The sequence below is a fragment of the Mycobacterium sp. PS03-16 genome, assembly GCF_004570325.1.
In the GTDB taxonomy this organism is placed as follows: domain Bacteria; phylum Actinomycetota; class Actinomycetes; order Mycobacteriales; family Mycobacteriaceae; genus Mycobacterium.
The window spans coordinates 112,235-132,270 of sequence record NZ_SPQO01000002.1; the positions used below are offsets into that span (position 1 = coordinate 112,235).

The following is a 20,036-nucleotide window of genomic DNA, read 5'->3' on the forward strand; positions in this document are numbered from 1 at the left end:
CTTCCCCGGCTCCGATTGGGTGGCTTGTCGCTCAGCTACACGCCGTCTACGGCGCATCCGAAGGTACCGGCGGTCGACGGATAATTGAGAATTCGACCGGCGACTGCATTTGCTTTCTTCGTGCGAAGCTCCACCTGGTGGGGAGCGGCGATTCGAACTTCCCATGGTCGCCGGATGCTCCACATGGTGGGCCGTCCCCTAACGGTTGAGAACGGCACGGGTGCTCGCCTCGGGCGCCAAATCGAGGCGGCGCAGAAGTTGCGCGTTGAGCGCGACGACGATCGTTGACAGTGACATGAGGATGGCGCCGACCGACATGGGCAGCACGATGCCGATGGGTGCCAGCACACCAGCAGCCAGGGGCACAGAGATGAGGTTGTACCCGGCGCCCCACCAGAGATTCTGTTTCATCTTGCGGTAGCTGGCGCGGGACAGCTCGATGACCGACAGCACCGAGCGGGGGTCGGAACTGGCCAGGATGACACCGGCGGAAGCGATGGCGACGTCAGTGCCGGCACCGATGGCGATGCCGACGTCGGCCTGCGCCAAGGCGGGGGCATCGTTGACTCCATCGCCGACCATGGCAACCTTTTTGCCCTCGTGTTGCAGGGCAGCAACTTTCGACGCCTTGTCTTCGGGGCGCACCCCCGCGAACACCCGGTCGATGCCCAGTTCGTGGCCGACACTATTGGCGACGGCTTCGGCGTCGCCGGTGATCATGACGACTTGCACGCCAAGCTTGTGCAGCGCATCGACGGCTTCGCGGGATTCGGGGCGGATCTCGTCGGCCAAGCGCAGGCCGCCGAGCACCTCTCCGTCGCGGATGACGTGCAGAATGATGGCGCCTTCGCCGCGCCACGCGGTGGCCGCGGGGACCTCCTGGGCGCCGACTTCTTCGAGAAGTCGGGGGCCGCCCACTCGGATTTCGTGCCCGTCGACCGTCGCAGTCACACCGACGGCAGGAGAGGACGAGAAGCCGCTGGCGCGCGGCACGGTTAATCCCCTATCCTCGGCGGCTTTCACGATGGCCCGCGCCAGGGGGTGTTCACTGTCGGTCTCGGCGGCGGCGGCGAGCGCGAGCACGGTGTCGCCGTCGTCGTCTCCGGTCGCCTCGACGGCGGTGACGGTGGGTTCGCCTTTCGTCAGGGTGCCGGTCTTGTCGAACAGCACGGCGTCGACAGTGCGCATACCTTCCAGGGCCAGCCGGTCTTTGATCAAGACGCCGCCTCTGGCGGCGCGTTCGGTGGCGATGGACACGACCAGTGGTATCGCCAGGCCCAGCGCATGAGGGCAGGCGATGACCAGCACGGTGATCGCTCGTACCACCGAGGCATCGGGGTTGCCGACGATTGTCCATGCCGCCGCGGTGATCGCGGCGGTGATCAGGGCGAACCAGAACAGCCAGCCGGCGGCCTTGTCGGCAAGGCGCTGGGCACGCGAGGACGAATTCTGTGCTTCGGTGACCAGGCGTTGGATGCCTGCTAGGGCGGTGTCGTCGCCGGTGGCGGTGATCTGGACCCGAAGCCCGGAATCGGTGGCGACGGTGCCGGCTGTGACGGGATCCCCGACGCCGCGGGTAACGGGCCGGGATTCGCCGGTCACCATGGACTCGTCCATGTCGGCGCGTCCGTCGACGATCTTGCCGTCGGCAGGGATGCTGCCGCCGGGTCGGACTACAACGACATCGCCGACGTGCAGGTCGGCCGGCGAGACGGTGACGGTGCGGTCGCCGTCGATCTTCTCGGCTTCGTCGGGAAGTAGTGCGGCCAGTGAGTCCAGCGCTGAGGTGGTCTGGGCCAGCGAGCGCATTTCTACCCAGTGGCCGAGCAGCATGATGACGATGAGAAGGGCGAGTTCCCACCAGAATTCCAGCTCGTGGTGGAGCAGGCCCAAGCTCGCGCCCCAGGACGCGAAAAAGGCGACGGTGATCGCCAGTCCGATCAGGAGCATCATTCCTGGCTTGCGGGAACGGATCTCGTTCAGCGCACCGGTGAGGAAGGGGCGGCCACCGACGACGTACATCACTGTCCCGAGCAGGGGCGCGATCCAGCGTGCGCCGGGGAAGTCGGGGACGTCGTAACCGAGCAGCATCGCGAACATGGTCGAGAACGCGACGACCGGTATGGCGATGATCAGGTTGATCCAGAAGAGCTTGCGGAATTGGGCCACGTGGTCACCGCCGTGACCGCTATGGCCAGTGTGGCCGGTGTGATTGTCATGGCCGTGGTGTTCGCCGTGTGGGTGGGTGTCAGGGTGTGCGCTGGGGAATTGGTGGTGGGCGTGCCCGCCAGGGTGGGATGTTGCTACGCCGTGGTCATCGCGGTTTGTCATGTTCTTTCCTTAGGGGACTTCGCGTTTCAGTCGACGCGCATTGATGATGTGGGTGTTAGGAACGCACCAAGCGGGCGATGGCTTCAGAGGCTTCTGTGAGTTTGGCGTCAGCGGCCGGTCCGCCGGTGGCGGCGGCGTCACGGACGCAGTGGCGAAGATGGTCGTCAAGCAGTGCCAGCGCGACGCCTTGGAGGGCTTTGGTGAGCGCGTCTGTTTGGGTCAGGATGTCGATGCAGTACCGCTCCTCTTCGATCATTCTGCTGATGCCGCGGGCTTGGCCTTCGATGCGCTTCAACCGCTTGAGGTATTTGTCTTTATCGGTGATGTAGCCGTGGTGGGTGGTGCCTGTTGAGGGGCAGTGCCTGGTGTTGTCGGCGTGGGTCATGACGCTTTCCTTGTGCGTGGTGGTGACTAACTTCGGGTGCCCGGCGAGGAGTGCGCGACGAGGGTCGCGGTCATGCGACGGCGGCATACTTGTCGGGGTCGCGGTCGAAGCGTGGTCCGCATCCCTTGCAGCAGAACCAGTAACGCCGACCGCGATAGTCACGGAATAGTCCCGCCGCTTCGGCGACCGTCTTGTTCACCGGCGTGCCGGGCATCACGGGGCAGGTGGTCTCGTTCTGCGATCCGAGGTCAAGCAGGTTCCTCGCCGTAGGGTCGATGGGTGAGGTATCGATTTTGTCGGCTGCGCCGCTGCAGCAGCAGGCTGACGTGCGGTTCTGATTCTCGGACATTGGTTCTCCTCACAGGTGGCGGTGATTTAACTGGTGGTGTCGGCGGAAGTGGTTTTGAAGCGGCGCAGGCGCAGGCTGTTGCCCACCACGAAGACGCTGGAGAATGCCATTGCGGCTCCGGCCAGCATCGGATTGAGCATGCCCAGTGCTGCGACGGGGATCGCTGCGACGTTGTAGGCGAACGCCCAGAACAGGTTGGTTTTGATCGTCGACAGTGTTTCGCGGGACAGCCTGATCGCGTCAACGGCGCTGCGCAGGTCACCGCGCACCAGGGTGATGTCGGAGGCCTCGATGGCGACGTCGGTGCCGGTGCCCATCGCCAGACCGAGGTCGGCTTGGGCGAGGGCGGGCGCGTCGTTGACTCCGTCGCCGACCATGGCGACCGTCTTGCCTTCGGCTTGGAGGCCTGCGATGACGTCAACCTTGCCTTCGGGCATGACTTCGGCGATGACGTCGTCGATGCCGACTTCGGCGGCGATCTGTCGAGCGACGGCTTGGTTGTCGCCGGTGAGCAACACGGGGGTCAGCCCAATGTCACGCATCTGCGAGATTGCCTGTGCGCTCGTCGATTTCACGGTGTCAGCGATGACGAGTACACCGCGCGCCTGCCCGTCCCACCCGACCGCTACCACGGTCTTTCCCTGGGCTTGCGCGCGGGCCTTGGCGTGGGACAGATCCGGGCTGAGGTGTTGCGCCCAGTCGGACAGCAGTGATTCGCGCCCAACGATGACGGCGTGTCCATCCACGATGCCGTGGACGCCTTTACCTTCGACATTCGCGAAGTCCTCCGGAACGGGCAGGGCCTGGAGTTCCTCGGCCGCCGCGGCGGCGACGGCTTGGGCGATGGGGTGCTCGGAGGCGTTCTCCAGGGCGCCGGCCAGTCGAAGCAGCTCCGCGCGTTCGGTTTCCGGCGCTGTGATGACATCGACCAGCGTCATTTTGCCGGTGGTGACGGTTCCGGTCTTATCCAGCACCACGGTGTCAACCTTGCGGGTGGATTCGAGCACCTCGGGACCTTTGATCAGCACGCCGATTTGTGCGCCGCGACCGGTGCCCACCAGCAGGGCGGTGGGCGTGGCCAGCCCGAGGGCGCAGGGGCAGGCGATGACGAGGACCGCGACCGCTGCGGTGAACGCGGCGGCGACTGAGAATCCCGCGCCCAGCCAGGCGCCGAGGGTGATCACGGCGATAGCGATGACGATCGGTACGAAGACGCCGGAGATGCGATCGGCCAGGCGTTGCACTTCGGCCTTGCCGGTCTGGGCGCGTTCGACCAGCTGGGCCATCTGCGCGAGCTGGGTGTCCGAGCCGACGCGAGTGGCCTGCACCACCAGCCGACCGCCGGCGTTGACGGTGGCACCGACCACGGTGTCGCCGGCAGCGACTTCCACGGGTACCGCTTCGCCGGTCAGCATCGAGGCGTCGACAGCCGAGGAACCGGACACCACCACGCCGTCGGTGGCGATCTTCTCCCCCGGGCGCACGACGAACTCGTCGCCAACCACGAGTTCTTCGATGGCGATCTTGGTTTCCGTCCCGCCGCGCAGGACGGATACGTCTTTGGCGCCTAGGTCGAGCAGGGCTCGTAGTGCCGCTCCGGCCTGCCGTTTGGACCGCTTCTCGAAGTAGCGTCCGGCCAGGATGAACGTGGTTACGCCGGCGGCGACTTCGAGGTAGATGTTGGCGGCGCCATGCGACGGCGCCAGGGTGAACGCGAAGGGATGCTTCATACCCGGCGTGCCGGCACTGCCCAGAAACAGCGCATACAGCGACCACAGGAACGCCGACACGGTGCCCAGTGAAATGAGCGTATCCATGGTCGCGGTGCCGTGTCGCAGGTTGGCCCAGGCGGCCCGATGGAATGGCCATGCTGCCCACACGACGACGGGGGCAGCCAGCGTGAGCGACGCCCACTGCCAGTACGTGAACTGCAGCGCCGGGATCATCGCCATCGCGACGACCGGCACCGTCAGGACGGCCGAGGCCCTCAGGCGGTGCCGCAGCGACGCCAGTTCGGGGTCGGCGGTGTCCACGGCGTGCGGGGTGTCACCGGATGCGTCGGAGGGCATCGGCGTGCGCGGTGTCGGGAGCGCGGCGGTGTAGCCCGTCTTCTCCACCTCGGCGATCAGCAGCGCCGGATCGTATCCGTCAGGCACCGTGACGGTGGCCTTTTCCGTCGCGTAATTGACTGTCGCGGCCACGCCGTCGAGCTTGTTGAGCTTGCGCTCGATGCGGTTGGCGCAGGAGGCGCAGGTCATTCCCCCGATGCGGAGTTCCACACTCGGGCCAGACACCGGTGTCGATGTCGTCATGAAGCCACTGCCTTTCAGTTTCTGATTCGGACGGGATAGCTCAGTGCCCGCCGGCATGGCCGGCGTCACGCGACGGCTCTGGCGCGGGCTCGTTGGTGCCACCGGGTGCGGCGTCGACGACGAAGCTGGCGGTGTGCACGGTGTCCTGGACTTTGAAGTCGAGGTAGAGCAGGTAGCGCCCGGCGGTGGGTGCGGTCGCCGCGAACGACACCGCAGGCCCACCGGTGCCGCCCGGTACCGGCTCGGCCCCCTCAGGGTGCACATGTAGATACGCCAGGTCTCCCTCACGCAAGGCGACGAGATGGCCGTAAGCCCCCAGGTAGGGCTGCAAGGTCATCACCGGCCGGCCGTCGCGCGTGACTGTCGCGGTGAGTTGGTGGGAGACGCCCGCGGTGAGGGCACCGTCCAGTTTCACGGTGTATCCGGCGATTTCATCCACGGTGCGTGTGGCACTCGCCACCGCCGGGACGAACGCGCCGGCCACCTGCACGGTTCGGGTGAGGGTGAGTTTGGCGCTGCCCGCCCCTGCGGGTTGGAAGTCGGCGAACACGCGGTAGGTGCCGGCGGCATTCCACGTCCACGGCGTTGACCACGTGCCGGTAGCCGCGTCCAGCCTTGGGTGTACATGGGCGAAGTGCTGGCCGTCGGAACGGACCACGATGAGGTGCAATTGCTTGTCGTGCACGTTCGCGTAGTCCAGCAGCGGCGTGCCGCCCGGGTCGACGATGGTGAAGCTCATCGTTCCCCGATCGTTGGGTGCGCTGGGGGCCCGCACCGGGCTCAGGACGTATCCGTCTTCGGCCAACGACAACCCCGGCGGGTCGGCGAAGGGAACGACTGGCGACGCCTGCTCGGTCGGCGGCGCGCTGTGATCCGCTGCAGCATCGGAAGTTTGGGTCTGGGAAGATGTCGCCGCGGTATCAGGGACGACCGCTGCGGCGGTGACGTATGCAGCCGTGAACGCCCCTGCCAGTCCGGCGCCAAACGCTGTCAATCGTCCCGCGGCGTTCATGCGACACGCACCGCCGAGTAGCCGGCCTCGTCGACGGCGTTGAGGATCTGCGCGTCGTCGACGGGACGGCTCGACGTCACGATCAGCGTGCCGGTTTTGGCGCTAACTTCGACGTCTTCAACTCCGGCGACCTCGCTGACCTCTTCGCGCACCGAGAGCTCGCAATGTCCGCAAGTCATTCCTGTGACGGCGTACGTGCTCGTGCTCATCACCGATCTCCTATCCTCAACGGGTGTAGATACCCCTACCGGGTATACGTAAGAGAGCATATACCCCTTGGGGGTATGCTTCAAGGGTTACTTTCCGGGGTCGTTGGTGTGGTGTCGACGCGCGTAGCGCTATCCCGGAACGAAGGGAGGGATCAGTTGGTGGTGCGCGCGTTACACGTCGGAGATGATGGCTGGCCCCTCATGGGGGAGGTCGTCGGGCGCGGCGAACTGATCATCATGCTTCATGGTGGGGGTCCGGATCACTACAGCATGCGACCGCTTGCTGACCGGCTCGCTGGCCGGTATCGCGTTGCGTTGCCTGACATTCGAGGGTACGGAGCATCGCGTTGTCCCGACCCGACGTTGCACCGATGGGATCAGTACGTCAGCGACGTCATTGCGATCATTCACGCGCTCGATGACACCTGCGCCCACCTTGTCGGCGCCGGACTGGGCGGCACCATCGTTTTGCGGACGTGCCTCCAGCACCCCCGTATCGCCCGGTCGGCGGTGGTCATCAGCGCTGAAGCGATAGAGGACGATGCGGACAAAGCCGCAGACACCGATCTGATGGATCGTTTCGCCGAGCGTGCCCGTTCCCGCGGTCTGCAGGCCGCCTGGGAATTGTTCATTCCTGATCTTCAGCCGCTGATCGCCAACCTGGTCGCTGAGGCTATTCCGCGCGCTGACGCCCACAGTGCGGCGGCCGCGGCGTCAATCGGTCATGACCGCGCCTTTGCAACGGTCGAGGACCTCCGGCGCATCGACACTGCGACGCTCGTCATCGCCGGCGACGACATCCGTCACCCCGAGTGCTTGGCACACAGCCTCGCCGATGTCCTTCCACGAGGGGTTCTCGCCGAAGTTTCGATGTCCCGCCAATTCGTCGACGCTGAGGACATGGCACACGCTTTCGGCCCGGCGATCGAGAACTTCCTTCGTAGAACATCGGACCGGGACACTCGGGTCCATGAAGACGGGCACCAAGGACTGGGGCAGCAGTGAGGGGCCTGACGCTCCGGCGGCAAGCCGCTCGGGGGCAGCCTGTCGCGGTGCTGTCAGCCGCAGCAGGACTTTCCCTCGCTGGCCTTGCCTGAGCGGCGCCCACTAGTGACACGACCCACCGCGCACAAAGCGATGCATTTGGCGATCGACCGTGCGGTCTGGCTTTGGACGAGCTGCCGAAATCTTTCTTGTACGGTCACCAGCGATACGCCTTCCAGTCGTCGGGCTACCCGCCCCCGGGTGATACAACGAAGGTACCCCTGAGGGGTATACGGTACAAGGGTGCCCGAGCTAGGCGCGGCGGTGGGTGACTGGCCAATGGCGCATATCCTGCATTACCCGTGGCGGCGGATGGCTGGCCACGCCTGATTCGATGTTCCCCGTTGCTGGCGCCGCGGTAAGTTGATTAGTGGAAGGCCGTAGCATCGATTCGTGGCGATGATGCGGGATGGCGGTGGTATCACCGGTGAACCGCACTGGGGCGGGACGGCACTGCTGCGACCTGGGGTGTTGGCGTTCACCGGATCGATTGGCACCACCCACCTACACGCCCACCATGCCGTCCAGATTGTCACCGCAACAACACCTTTCACGATGCGTGACGAGCACGGCAACCAGCATCGCGGCACCAAGGTGGTCGTGCCCGCCGATGCGCCACACCGGGTCGAAGTCGGCGCGCCGGAGGGCACCGTGGTGTTCTTGGAACCGGAGTCTGCCCCAGGGCGCTCGGCGCACTTGCGCGCGCTTCGGTCCGGCTGGACTGTTGCTCCGGTGTTGACGTTCACCCGCCGACGTCCGTTGGCCGTCGTGGTCGACGAGCTGTTCGAACACCTCGCACCCGCCATGGCAGCTGATGAAGAAATGACGCGCCATCGCGCCGTCGACGAGGCGTTGCGGGTGCTCCCCGACCTTGTGGCCGCGGGCCCAGTGGGAGGTACCGAACTCGCGGCCCAGGTCGGTGTGTCTGCGAGCCGATTGACCCATCTGTTCACCGAACAGGTCGGCATTCCGCTGCGCCGCTACGTGCTGTGGTTACGGCTGCGGCTCGCCATCATTTGCGCGCACGCCGGCGATGACCTGACCGGCGCCGCACATAATGCGGGGTTTTCCGACAGCGCCCATCTGACCCGTACCACGCGGGAGATGTTCGGGCTGGCGCCCTCGGTGTTGAGCCGGCACGTGTCCTGGGACCTCGACACCGCCGTGTAGCCGGATCATTCAAGCTCTGCCACGCCAGTAGCCGCGACGCTCAGGTGGTGAGCACGAAGTCCCCGCCATTGACGGCGGTCACCGCGGCACAGGCGGTGGCCCGATACGGCTACGTGCCGGTCATGCTGCTCGGCCTCAACGGCGCCGGTGTGGCGTTAACCGCCGCCGGCGCCCCGAAATACTGGCTGCTGGCCGTGATGGCCGTCGCGATTGCCACCGCGTTGCTGGTCGAACGTGTCATTCCGTATGACCCCGAATGGAATCATGATCAGGCAGACAGCAGGCGCGACCGCATCCACGTCGCAGTCAACGAGACGCTGATCCTGGCCAGCGTGGCTGCCATTCCACTACTGGCGGCGGTCGTCCCGGCCCCGCAGCTGTGGCCGCGCACCTGGGCATTGCCGCTGCAGGTCCTCGCCGCGATCATGATCGCCGACCTCGGCATCACCGTGGTCCATGTGGCCAGCCACAAGATCGGCGTGTTGTGACGTTTCCACGCCGTGCACCACAGCATCACCCGCTTCTACGGCCTCAACGGCCTGATGAAACACCCGCTGCACCAAACCGTTGAGATGGCCGCTGGTGTGGCACCGCTCATCCTGATCGGTCTGCCCGTCAACGTCGCCTCCCTACTCGCCCTCGCGGTGGCGATCCAGCTGCTGCTGCAGCACTCCAACGCCGACTACCGCGTGGGCCCCGCCAAGCACGTCTTGGCTCTCAACGAAGGCCATCGCTTCCATCACCTCAAGTGGGCCGGCATCGGCGACGTCAACTTCGGGCTGTTCACCCTGGTCTGGGACCACCTGATGCGCACCTACTCCTATAACCCCACCCGCCGATTCGACTCCACCCAGCTCGGCATGGCCGCACACCCCGACTACCCCACCGCGTACGGGCGGCAGCTGCTACACCCCTTCACCCCCGCCGGAGGGTGCAGCCTCAAGTCCACCACAGCGACGAAGGACCGCACCGCGACGAGACCAACACCGGAGCAGGGCTGAGAGGGACCAGCGTCTAGCGCTCCCGGACCGTGATTGCCTCAAGCGTTCCCGATCAGCCCAGAACGCGTACTAGACCCATAGCCTTCTACGTGGCCTATTGCGCGCCACGGTCCGACGATCGACGAACAAAGGATCGGCAGCCCGTTCGGCGCCTGCCAGAGCTAGCCGGATGCCATGTCGGGCAGACCAGTGCGCAAGTCTGCGTCTTTACTGAATCTTCATCGAAGGACTAAGAAAGCCAAATGACGCATCAGCACACTTGAACCATATCCGTGAACGGTGCACCGCCGCCCGCGAACGGCTGTCGCGGCGCACGCAGTGCCCGCTCATCAGCGATGTCAACATTCGGATACGGAGACCACACTGATGCCGCAGGCGACTTGCCTCCCACCGTTTCGCAGGACGGCGCAGTGGCTGCGGACGGCCGTCCTGGCGATGGCGGTGCTGCTGATCGCGGCCGCGTGCAGCTCGTCGCCGGCCGCCGCGCCCCAGTCCGAGGTCATCACTGATAAAGGCACCCCGTTCGCCGACCTGCTAGTGCCCAAATTGCAGGCGTCGGTGACCGACGGAGCGATCGGTGTCGCGGTGGACTCCCCTGTTACCGTGTCCGCCGGTGACGGCGTTCTCGGCCAAGTCTCGTTGACCAACGAAGCCGGCGAACTCGTCGACGGACAGCTCAGCCCCGATGGCGTGTCCTGGTCGTCTGCCGAGCCGCTGGGCTACAACAAGCAGTACACCCTTCATGCCCAGGCCCTTGGACTGGGCGGCGCGACCACTACGACAGCGACCTTCGAAACCCACTCGCCCGACAACTTGACGATGCCCTACGTCCTGCCCAACGACGGGGAAACGGTTGGCGTGGGCCAACCCATCGCGATCCGCTTCGATGAAAACATCACCGACCGGATTGCGGCGCAGCAAGCGATCAACGTGACCACCACCCCCCCGGTCGAGGGAGCCTTCTACTGGCTCAATAATCGCGAAGTACGTTGGCGCCCAGCCGAATACTGGAAACCGGGAACAACAGTAGAGGTGGCGGTCAACGCCTACGGCGTCAATTTCGGTGACGGGCTGTTCGGTCAGGATGACGTCACTACCCGGTTCACCATCGGTGACGAGGTCATCGCCACCGCCGATGACGCCACCAAAACGATGACTGTGCGGCGCAATGGTCAGATCGTCAAGACCATGCCCATCTCCATGGGTAAAGCCAAGACCCCGACCGATAACGGCGCCTACATCATCGGAGATCGTTACTCGTTTCTGGTGATGGATTCGTCCACCTACGGAGTTCCGGTCAACTCTCCTGACGGATACCGCACCGAGGTGGAGTGGGCGACCCAGATGTCCTACAGCGGGATCTACGTGCACTCTGCACCGTGGTCGGTGGGCAGCCAAGGCATCGCCAATGTCAGCCACGGATGCCTCAACGTCAATCCGGCCAACGCCCGCTGGTTTTACGACAACACCCGACGCGGCGACATCGTTGAGGTCATCAACACCACCGGCCCCACGCTGTCGGGGACAGACGGTTTAGGTGACTGGAACATCCCTTGGGATCAGTGGAAAGCCGGCAACGCCAACCTCTGAAACTCAGATCAGCAGCGGAGACTCACAACCGCCGCCTCCCAGTCACCTCGTGGCACCAGTTACGCGTGTCGACAGGACGTTTCGCATCCACCGAACCGGGTTGCGAACTGCCAAGTGTCACCCGAGCATCGCGCGCCGTGGGGCCCACGCAGCACAGGTAGCGCAGCCCTTTCCGCTACGGCACCTTTGGTTTGCCGTCCTCAGGTAACGGCGTTTTCACGTGTCCGGACCGCCGATTATTTCGTAGTCCCGGCATCGACGATCGACACTTTCAAGCACCCATTCGCAAAAGCCATTAGCAATTTCAGCCGCCGAAATTCCAGCATTGTAATTTTGTTGCTGGTGTTACTGATGAGGCATATGTGAGTTAGGCTGATCTACGTATTCGCTACGTACATCGTTGCTGCACAGTACGGAACGCTCTGTTTCGCCTTTTTTGGCGAAACCAATCACCGGCGCTCCGACAGCCGAAAGAAAGAACGCCATATGGAACCGATGGCCCGATGCGTCCGCCCGGAGGAAGGCCGCGTATCTGCGTTCGGCTTTCGCCTGACTGGGGTGATCGTTGCCGTCGTCGCGACGGTACTTTTGGCGTGCACGCCAGCAGCCTCCGCCGAGCCGACAGGCGGTCCGTGGGATCCACTCCTGCCCAAGATCCCGAGTGCGGGAGCGCCCGGCGATCCGGTTGCCATCGCCAACGCTTCTTTGCAGGCGACGGCCGTTGCCACCCAGACTGCGATGGATTTGGGGCGTAGCTTCCTGGGCAGTCTCGGACTCGTCAGTCCCGCGGCAAGCCCCCAAACGAGCGTCCGCGGCAACCGTCTCTACGGTGCCCAGGCGATCGAATACGTTATCCGCAGGGCAGGAACGCAGATCGGCGTTCCCTACTCCTGGGGAGGGGGCAGCCTCACCGGCCCTAGTCGCGGTGTCGACCAAGGCGCAGGCACCGTCGGTTTCGACTGCTCAGGACTGACACGATTCGCCTTCGCCGGCGTCGGAGTACTGTTGCCGCGATGGTCCGGCGACCAGTACAACGCTGGCCGCAAGGTACCTCCCGCGCAAGCTAAACGCGGTGACCTCCTGTTCTGGGGGCCCGGCGGAAGCCAACACGAAGCGATCTACCTCGGCGGCGGAAAAATGATCGAGGCGCAACAAACCGGCGTTCCCATCAAGATTTCACCGGTGCGTACCGCCGGGATGACACCCTACGTCATACGGATTATCGAGACCTGACCCCGAACGCTTCCGCCAACAGCTTCCTCCCGCCAAAAGCCCTGTCTGCACCGGGTAATGGTTCAGCCGGCCAGATAGTAGCCGATGCCGCGGACCGTCCGGACATAGCGCGGACAAGACGGGGCGTCACCGAGCTTGCGACGTAGATTGCCGATGTGCACGCCCAGTGCCGACCGCCCGCCGGGCTGCGTCGCCCCCCAAAGGACTTCCTGAAGTCGTCGGCACGTCACGGGCTCCCCTGGATCATCGGATAACACCCGAAGGATCGCGAACTCCGTTCGAGTCAGCGATATGACGTTGCCGCGCTGATAGACCCGCCGGACCCCCACGTCGATCACCAGATCGTCGACGTGGCGTCGCTGGGCGCCGCCGTCCTCGCCGCGTTGGCGAGAATGCCTGAGTGTCTGCCGTATTCGCGTGTTGAGTATGTCGCGGGAGCCGATGGGAACCACTCCGACGCGCGATATCAGTGGCGCCATCTCTGTGTCGGCGAGCGCGACGACGCCGCAATGGGCGGCCTGGCGAACACGGTCAAGGACGACGGCGCCGTGCGCGGATGATCCCAGGCACACCACCACCACGTCGGGGTCATCGTCGCGCACCGCGGTGAGCGCTGCAGCGTCTGAGCGTGCGACGTCGACGGCGAACTCTTCGGCGCGCAGGGTGCGGGCCAACATGTCGGCGTAGATGCGCCGAGGTTCAACCAGCAGAACGCGAATGCGCCCAGCGGCTATCGCCGGAGAGGCAACGCTGCCCGAAGCGGGGTGCGGCTCGATGGTCGTGGCAGTCTCCTTGCCAGCGTGGGCCATTCACGGCGTGAAGGCGTCTGCGCGGATGCTGGAACCAGCATATCGCCATCTACGTAGCTACTACGTAGATGGCGATATGGGGTGTCGGGCATGTTCGCGTCGTCGGGTGTTCAGCGGGGGGTTTGCGCGCCAGAGGATGTCAGCTGTTCGGGTTGAAGTCGGCCCCGTCGGTCCAGCCGGAACAAGGCCGCTGCGGAGGCCAGCCCGATTGCCGACAGCAGAACCCACAGCAGCCAGGGTTGTCCGAGATCTCGGGCGGCCTGCATCAGCGAGCCGGTGGCCAGATTGCCAACAAGAATGCCGACTCCGACGATGGTGTTGTAGAAGCCGTAGTGCGTTCCGATGAGACGGTTGTTGGCCAATGAGACGACGGTGTCCATCTCGAACGGGAAGACGGCCGCCGACCCGACCGCCAGCACCGCCGTGGCGACGAGTAGCGCGGTCGCGGCGGCGACTCTGCCTGCCCTGGTGTCATCGGGCAGCACGATCAGCGGCAAAAACGACGCCGCGAGGATCAGCATGCCGATCACCAGGGAGCGGCCGGCGCCCCAGCGGTGGACGAACCATCGTGTGATCCGCATCTGGCCGAGGACAGCAACCAGACCCGAGACCACGAAGATCATGGCGGTGACAACGGAATCGTTGCGCGGAAACAGGTCTCGCGCCTGAAGCGGCAATGCCAGATAGACCTGGAATGACAAAACATACGACCCGATCATGGCCGCCGCGAAGAGCAGAAAGGAGCGGTTGGCCGCTACTGTTCGCCAGTCCTGCAGCACCGATGTCTTCTCGTCAGGTGTCCCCGCGGCGCGGTGGGGCAATGCTAAGAGTTGGGCCACGGTCAGCGCTGCGAACACGACCGCTGCGGCGGCAGCTGTCATTCGGAAATCGACGAACATCAAGGCCAGCCCGACAAGGGGTCCGGCCAGAATGCCCGCCTGATAGAACACGTTGAACACCGCGAAGGCTTCCACGCGCCGTGGGCCCGCGTCGGCCGCCAGATAGGCGCGCACCGCAGGATTGAACAGGGCGCCGGCGAAGCCGGTTGCGGCCGAGGCGATCAGAACCGCCGGCAGCGATTCAGCGAAGACGAGCAGGCCGAATCCTGCTGTCCGGAGGACACATCCGCAGACGATGAGCGGTTTGTAGCCCAGCCGGTCTGCCAGAGTGCCGCCGATGAGAAACATGCCTTGCTGGGAGAAGTTACGTACACCCAGCACCAGGCCGATGGCCCACGCGGCCAGCCCCAACGGGCCGGCGAGGTAGCCGGCCAGGTAAGGCATGAGCATGTAAAAGCCCAGGTTGATGCCGAATTGGTTGATCATCAGCATCCGGCTGGGCCAACCAAAGCTGCGGAAGGCTGACAGCAGGGTCATCGTGGCTGCACCTCGGTGGGGTCGACAACGGTGGTGCATCGCGTCCACGCCGTGACTGTCTGGGTCATCGGGTCCTCAATGGTGGCGGGATGCCGTGGGGGCGCTGCGTCGAGCAGGCCGTGGGCGCGGCAGTAGTCGTCGTTGTAGATGGTGTCGAAGTAGCGTTGCGGACCGTCCGGGAAGATCGCTGCGACAGTGGCTCCGGCAGGGCTATTGCGTGCGACCCAGCCTGCAACCAGGGCGACCGCACCGACGCTCCAGCCGCCACTGGCGTAGTGGGTGGCCGCCAGGGTGCGGCATGCCCACACCGACTCCGCGGGGGCAACCCAATGCACTTCGTTGAACGCTTGGTAGTCGACGTTGCCGGGATAGATGCTCGATCCCAAGCCGCGCATGAGCCGAGAAGCCGCGGGCTGGCCGAAGATCGTCGAGCCCACCGTGTCGACGCCGATCAGCCGCAGCTGCGGGTTAAATTCTCGGAGGACGCGTGCGACGCCGGCCGAGTGGCCTCCGGTGCCCACCGAGCACACCAGGACATCAACGGCGCCGAGTTGTTCGTTCAGTTCCAACGCGAGCCCGCGGTAGGCCTCGACGTTATCGGGGTTGCTGTATTGATCGGGATGCCACGCGCGCGGGTCGGTGGCCAAGATCTTCTGCACGCGGTCACGGCGAGCCTGCTGCCAGCCTCCCTGTGGGTGCGGTTCAGTGACCAATTCGATGTCGGCGCCGAATGCGGCGAGCATATTCTGAATGATCGGCTCCATCCCGGGGTCGGTGACCAAGGTGACGGGGTGCCCGTAGACCGTTCCGGCTAGTGCGAGACCCAATCCCAGCGTCCCGCTGGTGGATTCAACGATGCGGGCGCCGGGGGTAAGTGCCCCGCGGGAGCGGGCGCGTTCGACCATGTGTAGCGCGGGTCGGTCTTTCATTCCTCCCGGGTTGAAGCCTTCGAGTTTGGCCCAAAAGCCCCGCTCTTCTGACGTGAACGGTGCGCTGATTCTCAAGACAGGGGTCTGGCCGACCATGGTGGCCGGCCGCTCGTTGCGGCCGCGTTGTGGCTGTGCCGATCGGGTGTGGGAAGTGCGTGCATGGCGGATTGGCAGGGCAGGATTCATCGATGAATGTCGCTTCTGTGAGGCCGCGACGAAGCGCGGCGACTGACGGCAGGTAGCGGTCACCGGCCACCGTCGAAGACGACGGGCCTGACGCTAGCCGATCAGCGGCGCGCGATACACAGGTGGGCGAGCACGTCGCGGCCGGTGCGCAGGGCGCGGGCGTTCCGTGGTGGACCGCGGATAGGCGCCTTCGCCGCGTGGCACCACAGCAGCGGAAGCACAGCCACGACGAGGCCCAACGCGAGCGCGATCAGGGAAACCGTTCCCCGCGGCAGGATCGCTTCGGCCAATGTGTCGGGCGTGCACTCGGCGTCGGGTTGGGAGACGTGGGGGTGGTCGAGCTCGACAGACATCGGCGCGCCGACCGCACTGGTGGCCAGGGTGTGCGGTCCGTGCGCAGGTGCCGCATTCACGCCGGGCAGTGCCCACTCGGCTCCGACGATGACGGTCCAGAACGCGATCAACGCCGCGACGATGGCGCGGCGGCGTTGCCCAGAGTTCGCGTCGAAGTACTTCACGATGTTGCCGACTGTAGCAGCGGATCGGCGAATTCAGGCTCGGCCCCTGAGCCGATGCCGGGTTGTGATCAGAGCGCGACCGCCGTTGCGCCGAGCCAACCGGCCGTTCCGTCACACGATCGACTTCGCCCGATGCCCTTGCGAAAACGCCCTTTTGGAAGTTCCGCGAAGGAGATGCAATAGATCGGAGCGCTGCTTGTACCGCAGATCATCTACGGTTTTACTACGTAGATAATTTGCTCTCTATCGGCCCGCGCGCCAAGCGGTGTTTCCTTTGCTGGCGGCCTACGCGCATTGGCTTCACCTGCGCAGCGTGCGGCCGGCGTTGAGGCGCTAGTGGTGGCAGAGCACCTGGATGAGAGCGGGTGTGGCGAGCATGGCGGTGATCGCGGCTGTCAGGCAGATGCGGTGGCGCCATCGCACGTGCCGGCGTGTGGGGGTGAGCAGGCGCTGCGCTCGCGCGATGACCGCTGTTCCCGCCGCGGCGAGGCCTTCCCGTGCAGGCGGGTGTTCTCCGGCCAGAGCAGATAATCCAGCCAACAGCGGATGCGTGCCGACGCGGCGCACGGCGGTGTCGTCAGCGCACATCTCCAGCAGTTCACCCACACGATGAGGGGCCGTCGCGAAAAGCGGAAGCCGCGGCAGTGTGCCCCCCAAAGCGCGGAGCACCATGAGGATGTGGTGGTGGTGCCCGGCGATGTGCGCGTTTTCATGCGCCAGAACCGCTTTGAGCTGTGATCGGTTCAACGACTTCATCGCCGCGGAGGTGACGATGATGGCGTTCGGGCGTCCGACCACGCAGTAGGCAGCAGGCCGGTCGGCCTCCACGACCACCACGTTGGGATTGTCGGTGGGTCGGCCGATGATCCGCGCGGCCCGCGCGTGCTCGTGACTTCGCGCCCGCAGCCGCGACAAGCAGCGACCGATCCGCAGTACGACGAACCCTGACGTCAGGGTTCCTACTGCGATGAGAACAACAGAACCGATTCGTCCGGCCATGGGGGTGTGTTCGGAGAAGCCAAACAGCTCCAGGCACAGTGTCACGACCGCGCCCGTACGAATACTGTCCGTCGTTGCGCCGATGACCATGATCAGCGCGACGAGCCACGCCGCCAGCGTCGCGGCGACGGTGGCCAGCCAGGCGGCCACTCCCATATAGGGGCTGATGCCGTGACGGGTCATCCGCCTCAGGACCGGTGGCGCCCACCAGGCCAGCGCGCTGCCATAAAGGAGCAGCCACAGCGCGGCGGTCATCACCGACGCCCCTTGCGCAGAGCCGCCTTCAGTTGGGCGGACTGCTCGGCGTTCATCTGCTCGACAAAGAAGGCCAGCACCGCATCGGTATCCCCGCCGGCGTCGAACGCGGCTTTCATCAAACGCGCGGAACGCTCCTCGCGGCTCATGGACGCCTGATACAGGTACGCTTTCCCGTCGCGCTGACGTTGCAACCAGCGCTTGCGGTACAGGTTGTCCATCGTCGACATCACGGTGGTGTAAGCGATCTGGCGCCGTTGAGAGATCTCGTCGAAAACCTCACGCACCGTGACAGGCTCGGCGTAATCCCACACGCAATCCATGACCACCGCTTCGAGGTCGCCGAATCCTCGCTGTTCCATTTGCGCCTCCCGCTCTCCGCGACGAGCTGGCCTCCTCGCGCCCCGAGCTCTTCAGTCCCCAATGTAGCCGCCGAGCTGGGAAAAGCCGCGATACGCCTCACCTGGACCGCATAGGGCCAGCATCTGCACTACCGGCCGCGGCGCGTGAACCTAGCGCCCGTGGCGCACAGTTGTAACCGACCTGAGACTGTGACAGACGTTCCTCCTGATACCAAAGTGATGTACGTTCCGTCTACGTACTATTGTGCTACGTACTTAGCTCGGTAGTAGGTGTGCCGCGGGTGCCGTTCGGCTTCGATGCGCGGCTCGACAACGCTCACCCCAGCTGAGGAGATTCGATGCGGCGCCTCACTTCTTTTCTGAGTCTCTTCGCATTAATGCCGGCACTGGTGATCAGCGCCCCGGGTACCGCTGTTGCCGGGCATGACGGCAGCCCCGACCGCGACGACGTTCCCTCATTGGTTGCGGCGGTCGCCGAAGCGAACCAGCGGATGGCCGACGTCGGTAGCGACATCCAGATCAAGCAAGAGGGCGTCAACCGTGCCCTGGTCGAAATCGCGGCCGCTCGCGACACCCTCGCGCAGGCCCGGCGCGACGTTGTTGCCAGCGACCAAGCCCTTACCGACAGCCAACACGCGATCGAGGCCGCACAACAGCGCTTTGACCGCTTCGCCGCGTCGACCTATACGAACGGGCCGTCGGGTGCGTTGCCGCTGGCACAAAGTCCCGAGGAGATCCTGGCCGGGGCCTCGACCCAGCAGACCCTCACCATCAGCTTTCAGCGGGTCCGCGACGACCTCCTGCGTCGGCAGACCGATCAGGCCAACAAGCTTTCTGCTGCGACGGCAGCGCGGGCGCGCGCCGAGAGCGCCGCCGCGGACGCCCAACGCCGGCAAGACGACGCGGTAGCCGCACTCCGGGACGCCCAGCAGACGTTTACCGCACAGCAACGCGAGGTCGAACGGTTCGCTACCGAACGCGACTCCGCTCAAGCTCGACTGGAAGCCGCCCGACCGGTGGCGGCGACAGCCGCCGCGCCCAGTGCCGCGCAACCCGGCACTGTTCCGGCATCCGGCGCTCCCTGGGACCGCGGCACCACGTCGCCGGGGGGCGCCACCAAGGGGGGCCTGTGGGACACCACGCTGCCGATGGTGCCCAGCGCTAACGTGGCCGGCGACCCGGTGGCCATCATCAATGCCGTCCTCAAGATCATGGCGACCTCGGCGCAGCTGACGGCCGACATGGGCCGCAAGTTCCTCACCGAACTCGGCATTCTGTCTCCAGTCACCGCCGCCGCAGATCCCGGCATCACCAACGGACGCATCCCCCGCCTCTACGGCCGCCAGGCCTCAGAATTCGTGATTCGCCGCGCCATGTCACAACTGGGCGTGCCTTACTCCTGGGGCGGCGGCAACGCCAACGGCCCGTCACGAGGCATCGACCAGGGCGCCAACACCGTGGGTTTCGACTGTTCGGGCCTGATGCTGTATGCCTTCGCCGGCGTCGGCATCAAACTCGACCACTACTCCGGATCGCAATACAACGCAGGCCGCAAGATCCCCTCGTCACAGATGCGACGCGGTGACCTCATCTTTTACGGCCCCAACGCCAGCCAGCACGAAGCGATGTATCTGGGCGACGGCATGATGATCGAAGCCCCCTACACCGGGTCGGTCGTCAAGATCTCGCCCGTACGCACCTCCGGCATGACGCCCTACGTCACCCGCTTGATCGAATATTGACATCGCCGCGATGCCGCGCAGGTGGACCGGTCAGTGCGCCGCGGCGCGGCCGCTGCGAATCGGCCTCCTCGGGCACGTCAGGCCGCCCCGAACGACGCGGCCAACGAGAGGCGTTAAATAGCGCCGTCGCGCCGGCGATCGCAGCCGCCCACAGCGCCACGACCACGGCACACAGGATCAGCCACGCTTGCCACCCGAGACTGTTCGGGCACACGTCCATCAGC

General features: G+C 65.2%; 17 protein-coding genes and 1 pseudogene. 6 read left to right on the forward strand and 12 right to left on the reverse strand.

Features of this window, described 5'->3' with window-relative positions; translation table 11 throughout:
• Nucleotides 1–198 precede the first annotated feature (198 nt).
• From E4P42_RS02085 to E4P42_RS02110, 6 genes are all read right to left on the reverse strand, one after another.
• Nucleotides 199–2,331 (reverse strand): heavy metal translocating P-type ATPase, encoded by a 2,133-nt coding sequence (locus tag E4P42_RS02085; RefSeq protein ID WP_135122699.1) that lies wholly within the window; start codon nucleotides 2,329–2,331, stop codon nucleotides 199–201.
• 55 nt (nucleotides 2,332–2,386) lie between these two features.
• On the reverse strand, nucleotides 2,387–2,716 hold the full coding sequence (locus tag E4P42_RS02090; RefSeq protein WP_011856766.1) for a metal-sensitive transcriptional regulator: 330 nt from the start codon (nucleotides 2,714–2,716) through the stop codon (nucleotides 2,387–2,389).
• Nucleotides 2,717–2,786: 70 nt separating this feature from the next.
• Entirely contained in the window at nucleotides 2,787–3,065 is a 279-nt protein-coding gene (locus tag E4P42_RS02095) for a YHS domain-containing protein (RefSeq protein WP_011856767.1), read from the reverse strand.
• A gap of 26 nt (nucleotides 3,066–3,091) precedes the next feature.
• Nucleotides 3,092–5,377: a cation-translocating P-type ATPase gene (locus tag E4P42_RS02100; protein ID WP_114733763.1), complete on the reverse strand. Its 2,286-nt coding sequence runs from the start codon at nucleotides 5,375–5,377 to the stop codon at nucleotides 3,092–3,094.
• A gap of 40 nt (nucleotides 5,378–5,417) precedes the next feature.
• Nucleotides 5,418–6,389 carry a heavy-metal-associated domain-containing protein gene (locus E4P42_RS02105; protein WP_135122700.1) on the reverse strand — a complete coding sequence of 324 codons (972 nt, stop codon included), beginning with the start codon at nucleotides 6,387–6,389 and terminating at the stop codon, nucleotides 5,418–5,420.
• Entirely contained in the window at nucleotides 6,386–6,598 is a 213-nt protein-coding gene (locus E4P42_RS02110) for a heavy-metal-associated domain-containing protein (protein ID WP_011856847.1), read from the reverse strand. The genes E4P42_RS02105 and E4P42_RS02110 overlap by 4 nt, the downstream gene beginning before the upstream one ends.
• 156 nt (nucleotides 6,599–6,754) lie before the next feature.
• Between E4P42_RS02110 and E4P42_RS02115 the strand changes: the two genes are divergently transcribed.
• The 5 genes and pseudogenes from E4P42_RS02115 (at nucleotide 6,755) to ripB (ending at nucleotide 12,636) form a co-directional block, all read left to right on the forward strand.
• Nucleotides 6,755–7,603: an alpha/beta fold hydrolase gene (locus tag E4P42_RS02115; protein ID WP_135122701.1), complete on the forward strand. Its 849-nt coding sequence runs from the start codon at nucleotides 6,755–6,757 to the stop codon at nucleotides 7,601–7,603.
• Between the two features lie 438 nt (nucleotides 7,604–8,041).
• Complete coding sequence (locus E4P42_RS02120; RefSeq protein WP_135122886.1) at nucleotides 8,042–8,812, forward strand: AraC family transcriptional regulator; 771 nt, start codon at nucleotides 8,042–8,044, stop codon at nucleotides 8,810–8,812.
• 47 nt (nucleotides 8,813–8,859) lie between these two features.
• Nucleotides 8,860–9,813: pseudogene (locus E4P42_RS02125) on the forward strand (sterol desaturase family protein).
• A 366-nt stretch (nucleotides 9,814–10,179) separates the two neighbouring features.
• Nucleotides 10,180–11,403: an Ig-like domain-containing protein gene (locus E4P42_RS02130; protein ID WP_135122702.1), complete on the forward strand. Its 1,224-nt coding sequence runs from the start codon at nucleotides 10,180–10,182 to the stop codon at nucleotides 11,401–11,403.
• Nucleotides 11,404–11,889: 486 nt separating this feature from the next.
• Nucleotides 11,890–12,636, forward strand: coding sequence for an NlpC/P60 family peptidoglycan endopeptidase RipB (ripB, locus tag E4P42_RS02135; protein WP_135122703.1), 747 nt, complete (start codon nucleotides 11,890–11,892; stop codon nucleotides 12,634–12,636).
• Between the two features lie 62 nt (nucleotides 12,637–12,698).
• On the opposite strand, the gene E4P42_RS02140 is transcribed toward ripB, so the two are convergent.
• The 6 genes from E4P42_RS02140 to E4P42_RS02165 form a co-directional block, all read right to left on the reverse strand.
• Nucleotides 12,699–13,445 carry a response regulator transcription factor gene (locus E4P42_RS02140; RefSeq protein ID WP_209305674.1) on the reverse strand — a complete coding sequence of 249 codons (747 nt, stop codon included), beginning with the start codon at nucleotides 13,443–13,445 and terminating at the stop codon, nucleotides 12,699–12,701.
• Nucleotides 13,446–13,555: 110 nt separating this feature from the next.
• Nucleotides 13,556–14,821 (reverse strand): MFS transporter, encoded by a 1,266-nt coding sequence (locus E4P42_RS02145; RefSeq protein ID WP_135122704.1) that lies wholly within the window; start codon nucleotides 14,819–14,821, stop codon nucleotides 13,556–13,558.
• On the reverse strand, nucleotides 14,818–15,936 hold the full coding sequence (locus E4P42_RS02150) for a PLP-dependent cysteine synthase family protein (RefSeq protein WP_135122705.1): 1,119 nt from the start codon (nucleotides 15,934–15,936) through the stop codon (nucleotides 14,818–14,820). The genes E4P42_RS02145 and E4P42_RS02150 overlap by 4 nt, the downstream gene beginning before the upstream one ends.
• A 101-nt stretch (nucleotides 15,937–16,037) precedes the next feature.
• Complete coding sequence (locus tag E4P42_RS02155; RefSeq protein WP_135122706.1) at nucleotides 16,038–16,454, reverse strand: hypothetical protein; 417 nt, start codon at nucleotides 16,452–16,454, stop codon at nucleotides 16,038–16,040.
• A 333-nt stretch (nucleotides 16,455–16,787) separates the two neighbouring features.
• Nucleotides 16,788–17,708, reverse strand: coding sequence for a M56 family metallopeptidase (locus E4P42_RS02160; RefSeq protein ID WP_135122707.1), 921 nt, complete (start codon nucleotides 17,706–17,708; stop codon nucleotides 16,788–16,790).
• Nucleotides 17,708–18,070: a BlaI/MecI/CopY family transcriptional regulator gene (locus E4P42_RS02165; RefSeq protein WP_135122708.1), complete on the reverse strand. Its 363-nt coding sequence runs from the start codon at nucleotides 18,068–18,070 to the stop codon at nucleotides 17,708–17,710. The genes E4P42_RS02160 and E4P42_RS02165 overlap by 1 nt, the downstream gene beginning before the upstream one ends.
• A gap of 338 nt (nucleotides 18,071–18,408) precedes the next feature.
• On the opposite strand from E4P42_RS02165, the gene ripA reads away from it, so the two are divergent.
• On the forward strand, nucleotides 18,409–19,812 hold the full coding sequence (gene ripA, locus E4P42_RS02170; RefSeq protein WP_135122709.1) for an NlpC/P60 family peptidoglycan endopeptidase RipA: 1,404 nt from the start codon (nucleotides 18,409–18,411) through the stop codon (nucleotides 19,810–19,812).
• The last annotated feature ends 224 nt before the right edge of the window (nucleotides 19,813–20,036 follow it).

Coding starts and splice junctions, on each gene's coding strand:
- E4P42_RS02160 (WP_135122707.1), bottom strand. CDS start 17,708: ATGACCGCCGCGCTGTGGCTGCTCCTTTATGGCAGCGCGCTGGCCTGG.
- E4P42_RS02150 (WP_135122705.1), bottom strand. CDS start 15,936: ATGAATCCTGCCCTGCCAATCCGCCATGCACGCACTTCCCACACCCGA.
- E4P42_RS02145 (WP_135122704.1), bottom strand. CDS start 14,821: ATGACCCTGCTGTCAGCCTTCCGCAGCTTTGGTTGGCCCAGCCGGATG.
- E4P42_RS02090 (WP_011856766.1), bottom strand. CDS start 2,716: ATGACCCACGCCGACAACACCAGGCACTGCCCCTCAACAGGCACCACC.
- E4P42_RS02100 (WP_114733763.1), bottom strand. CDS start 5,377: ATGACGACATCGACACCGGTGTCTGGCCCGAGTGTGGAACTCCGCATC.
- E4P42_RS02165 (WP_135122708.1), bottom strand. CDS start 18,070: ATGGAACAGCGAGGATTCGGCGACCTCGAAGCGGTGGTCATGGATTGC.
- E4P42_RS02110 (WP_011856847.1), bottom strand. CDS start 6,598: ATGAGCACGAGCACGTACGCCGTCACAGGAATGACTTGCGGACATTGC.
- E4P42_RS02120 (WP_135122886.1), top strand. CDS start 8,042: ATGATGCGGGATGGCGGTGGTATCACCGGTGAACCGCACTGGGGCGGG.
- ripA (WP_135122709.1), top strand. CDS start 18,409: ATGCGGCGCCTCACTTCTTTTCTGAGTCTCTTCGCATTAATGCCGGCA.
- E4P42_RS02085 (WP_135122699.1), bottom strand. CDS start 2,331: ATGACAAACCGCGATGACCACGGCGTAGCAACATCCCACCCTGGCGGG.
- E4P42_RS02130 (WP_135122702.1), top strand. CDS start 10,180: ATGCCGCAGGCGACTTGCCTCCCACCGTTTCGCAGGACGGCGCAGTGG.
- ripB (WP_135122703.1), top strand. CDS start 11,890: ATGGAACCGATGGCCCGATGCGTCCGCCCGGAGGAAGGCCGCGTATCT.
- E4P42_RS02105 (WP_135122700.1), bottom strand. CDS start 6,389: ATGAACGCCGCGGGACGATTGACAGCGTTTGGCGCCGGACTGGCAGGG.
- E4P42_RS02140 (WP_209305674.1), bottom strand. CDS start 13,445: ATGGCCCACGCTGGCAAGGAGACTGCCACGACCATCGAGCCGCACCCC.
- E4P42_RS02095 (WP_011856767.1), bottom strand. CDS start 3,065: ATGTCCGAGAATCAGAACCGCACGTCAGCCTGCTGCTGCAGCGGCGCA.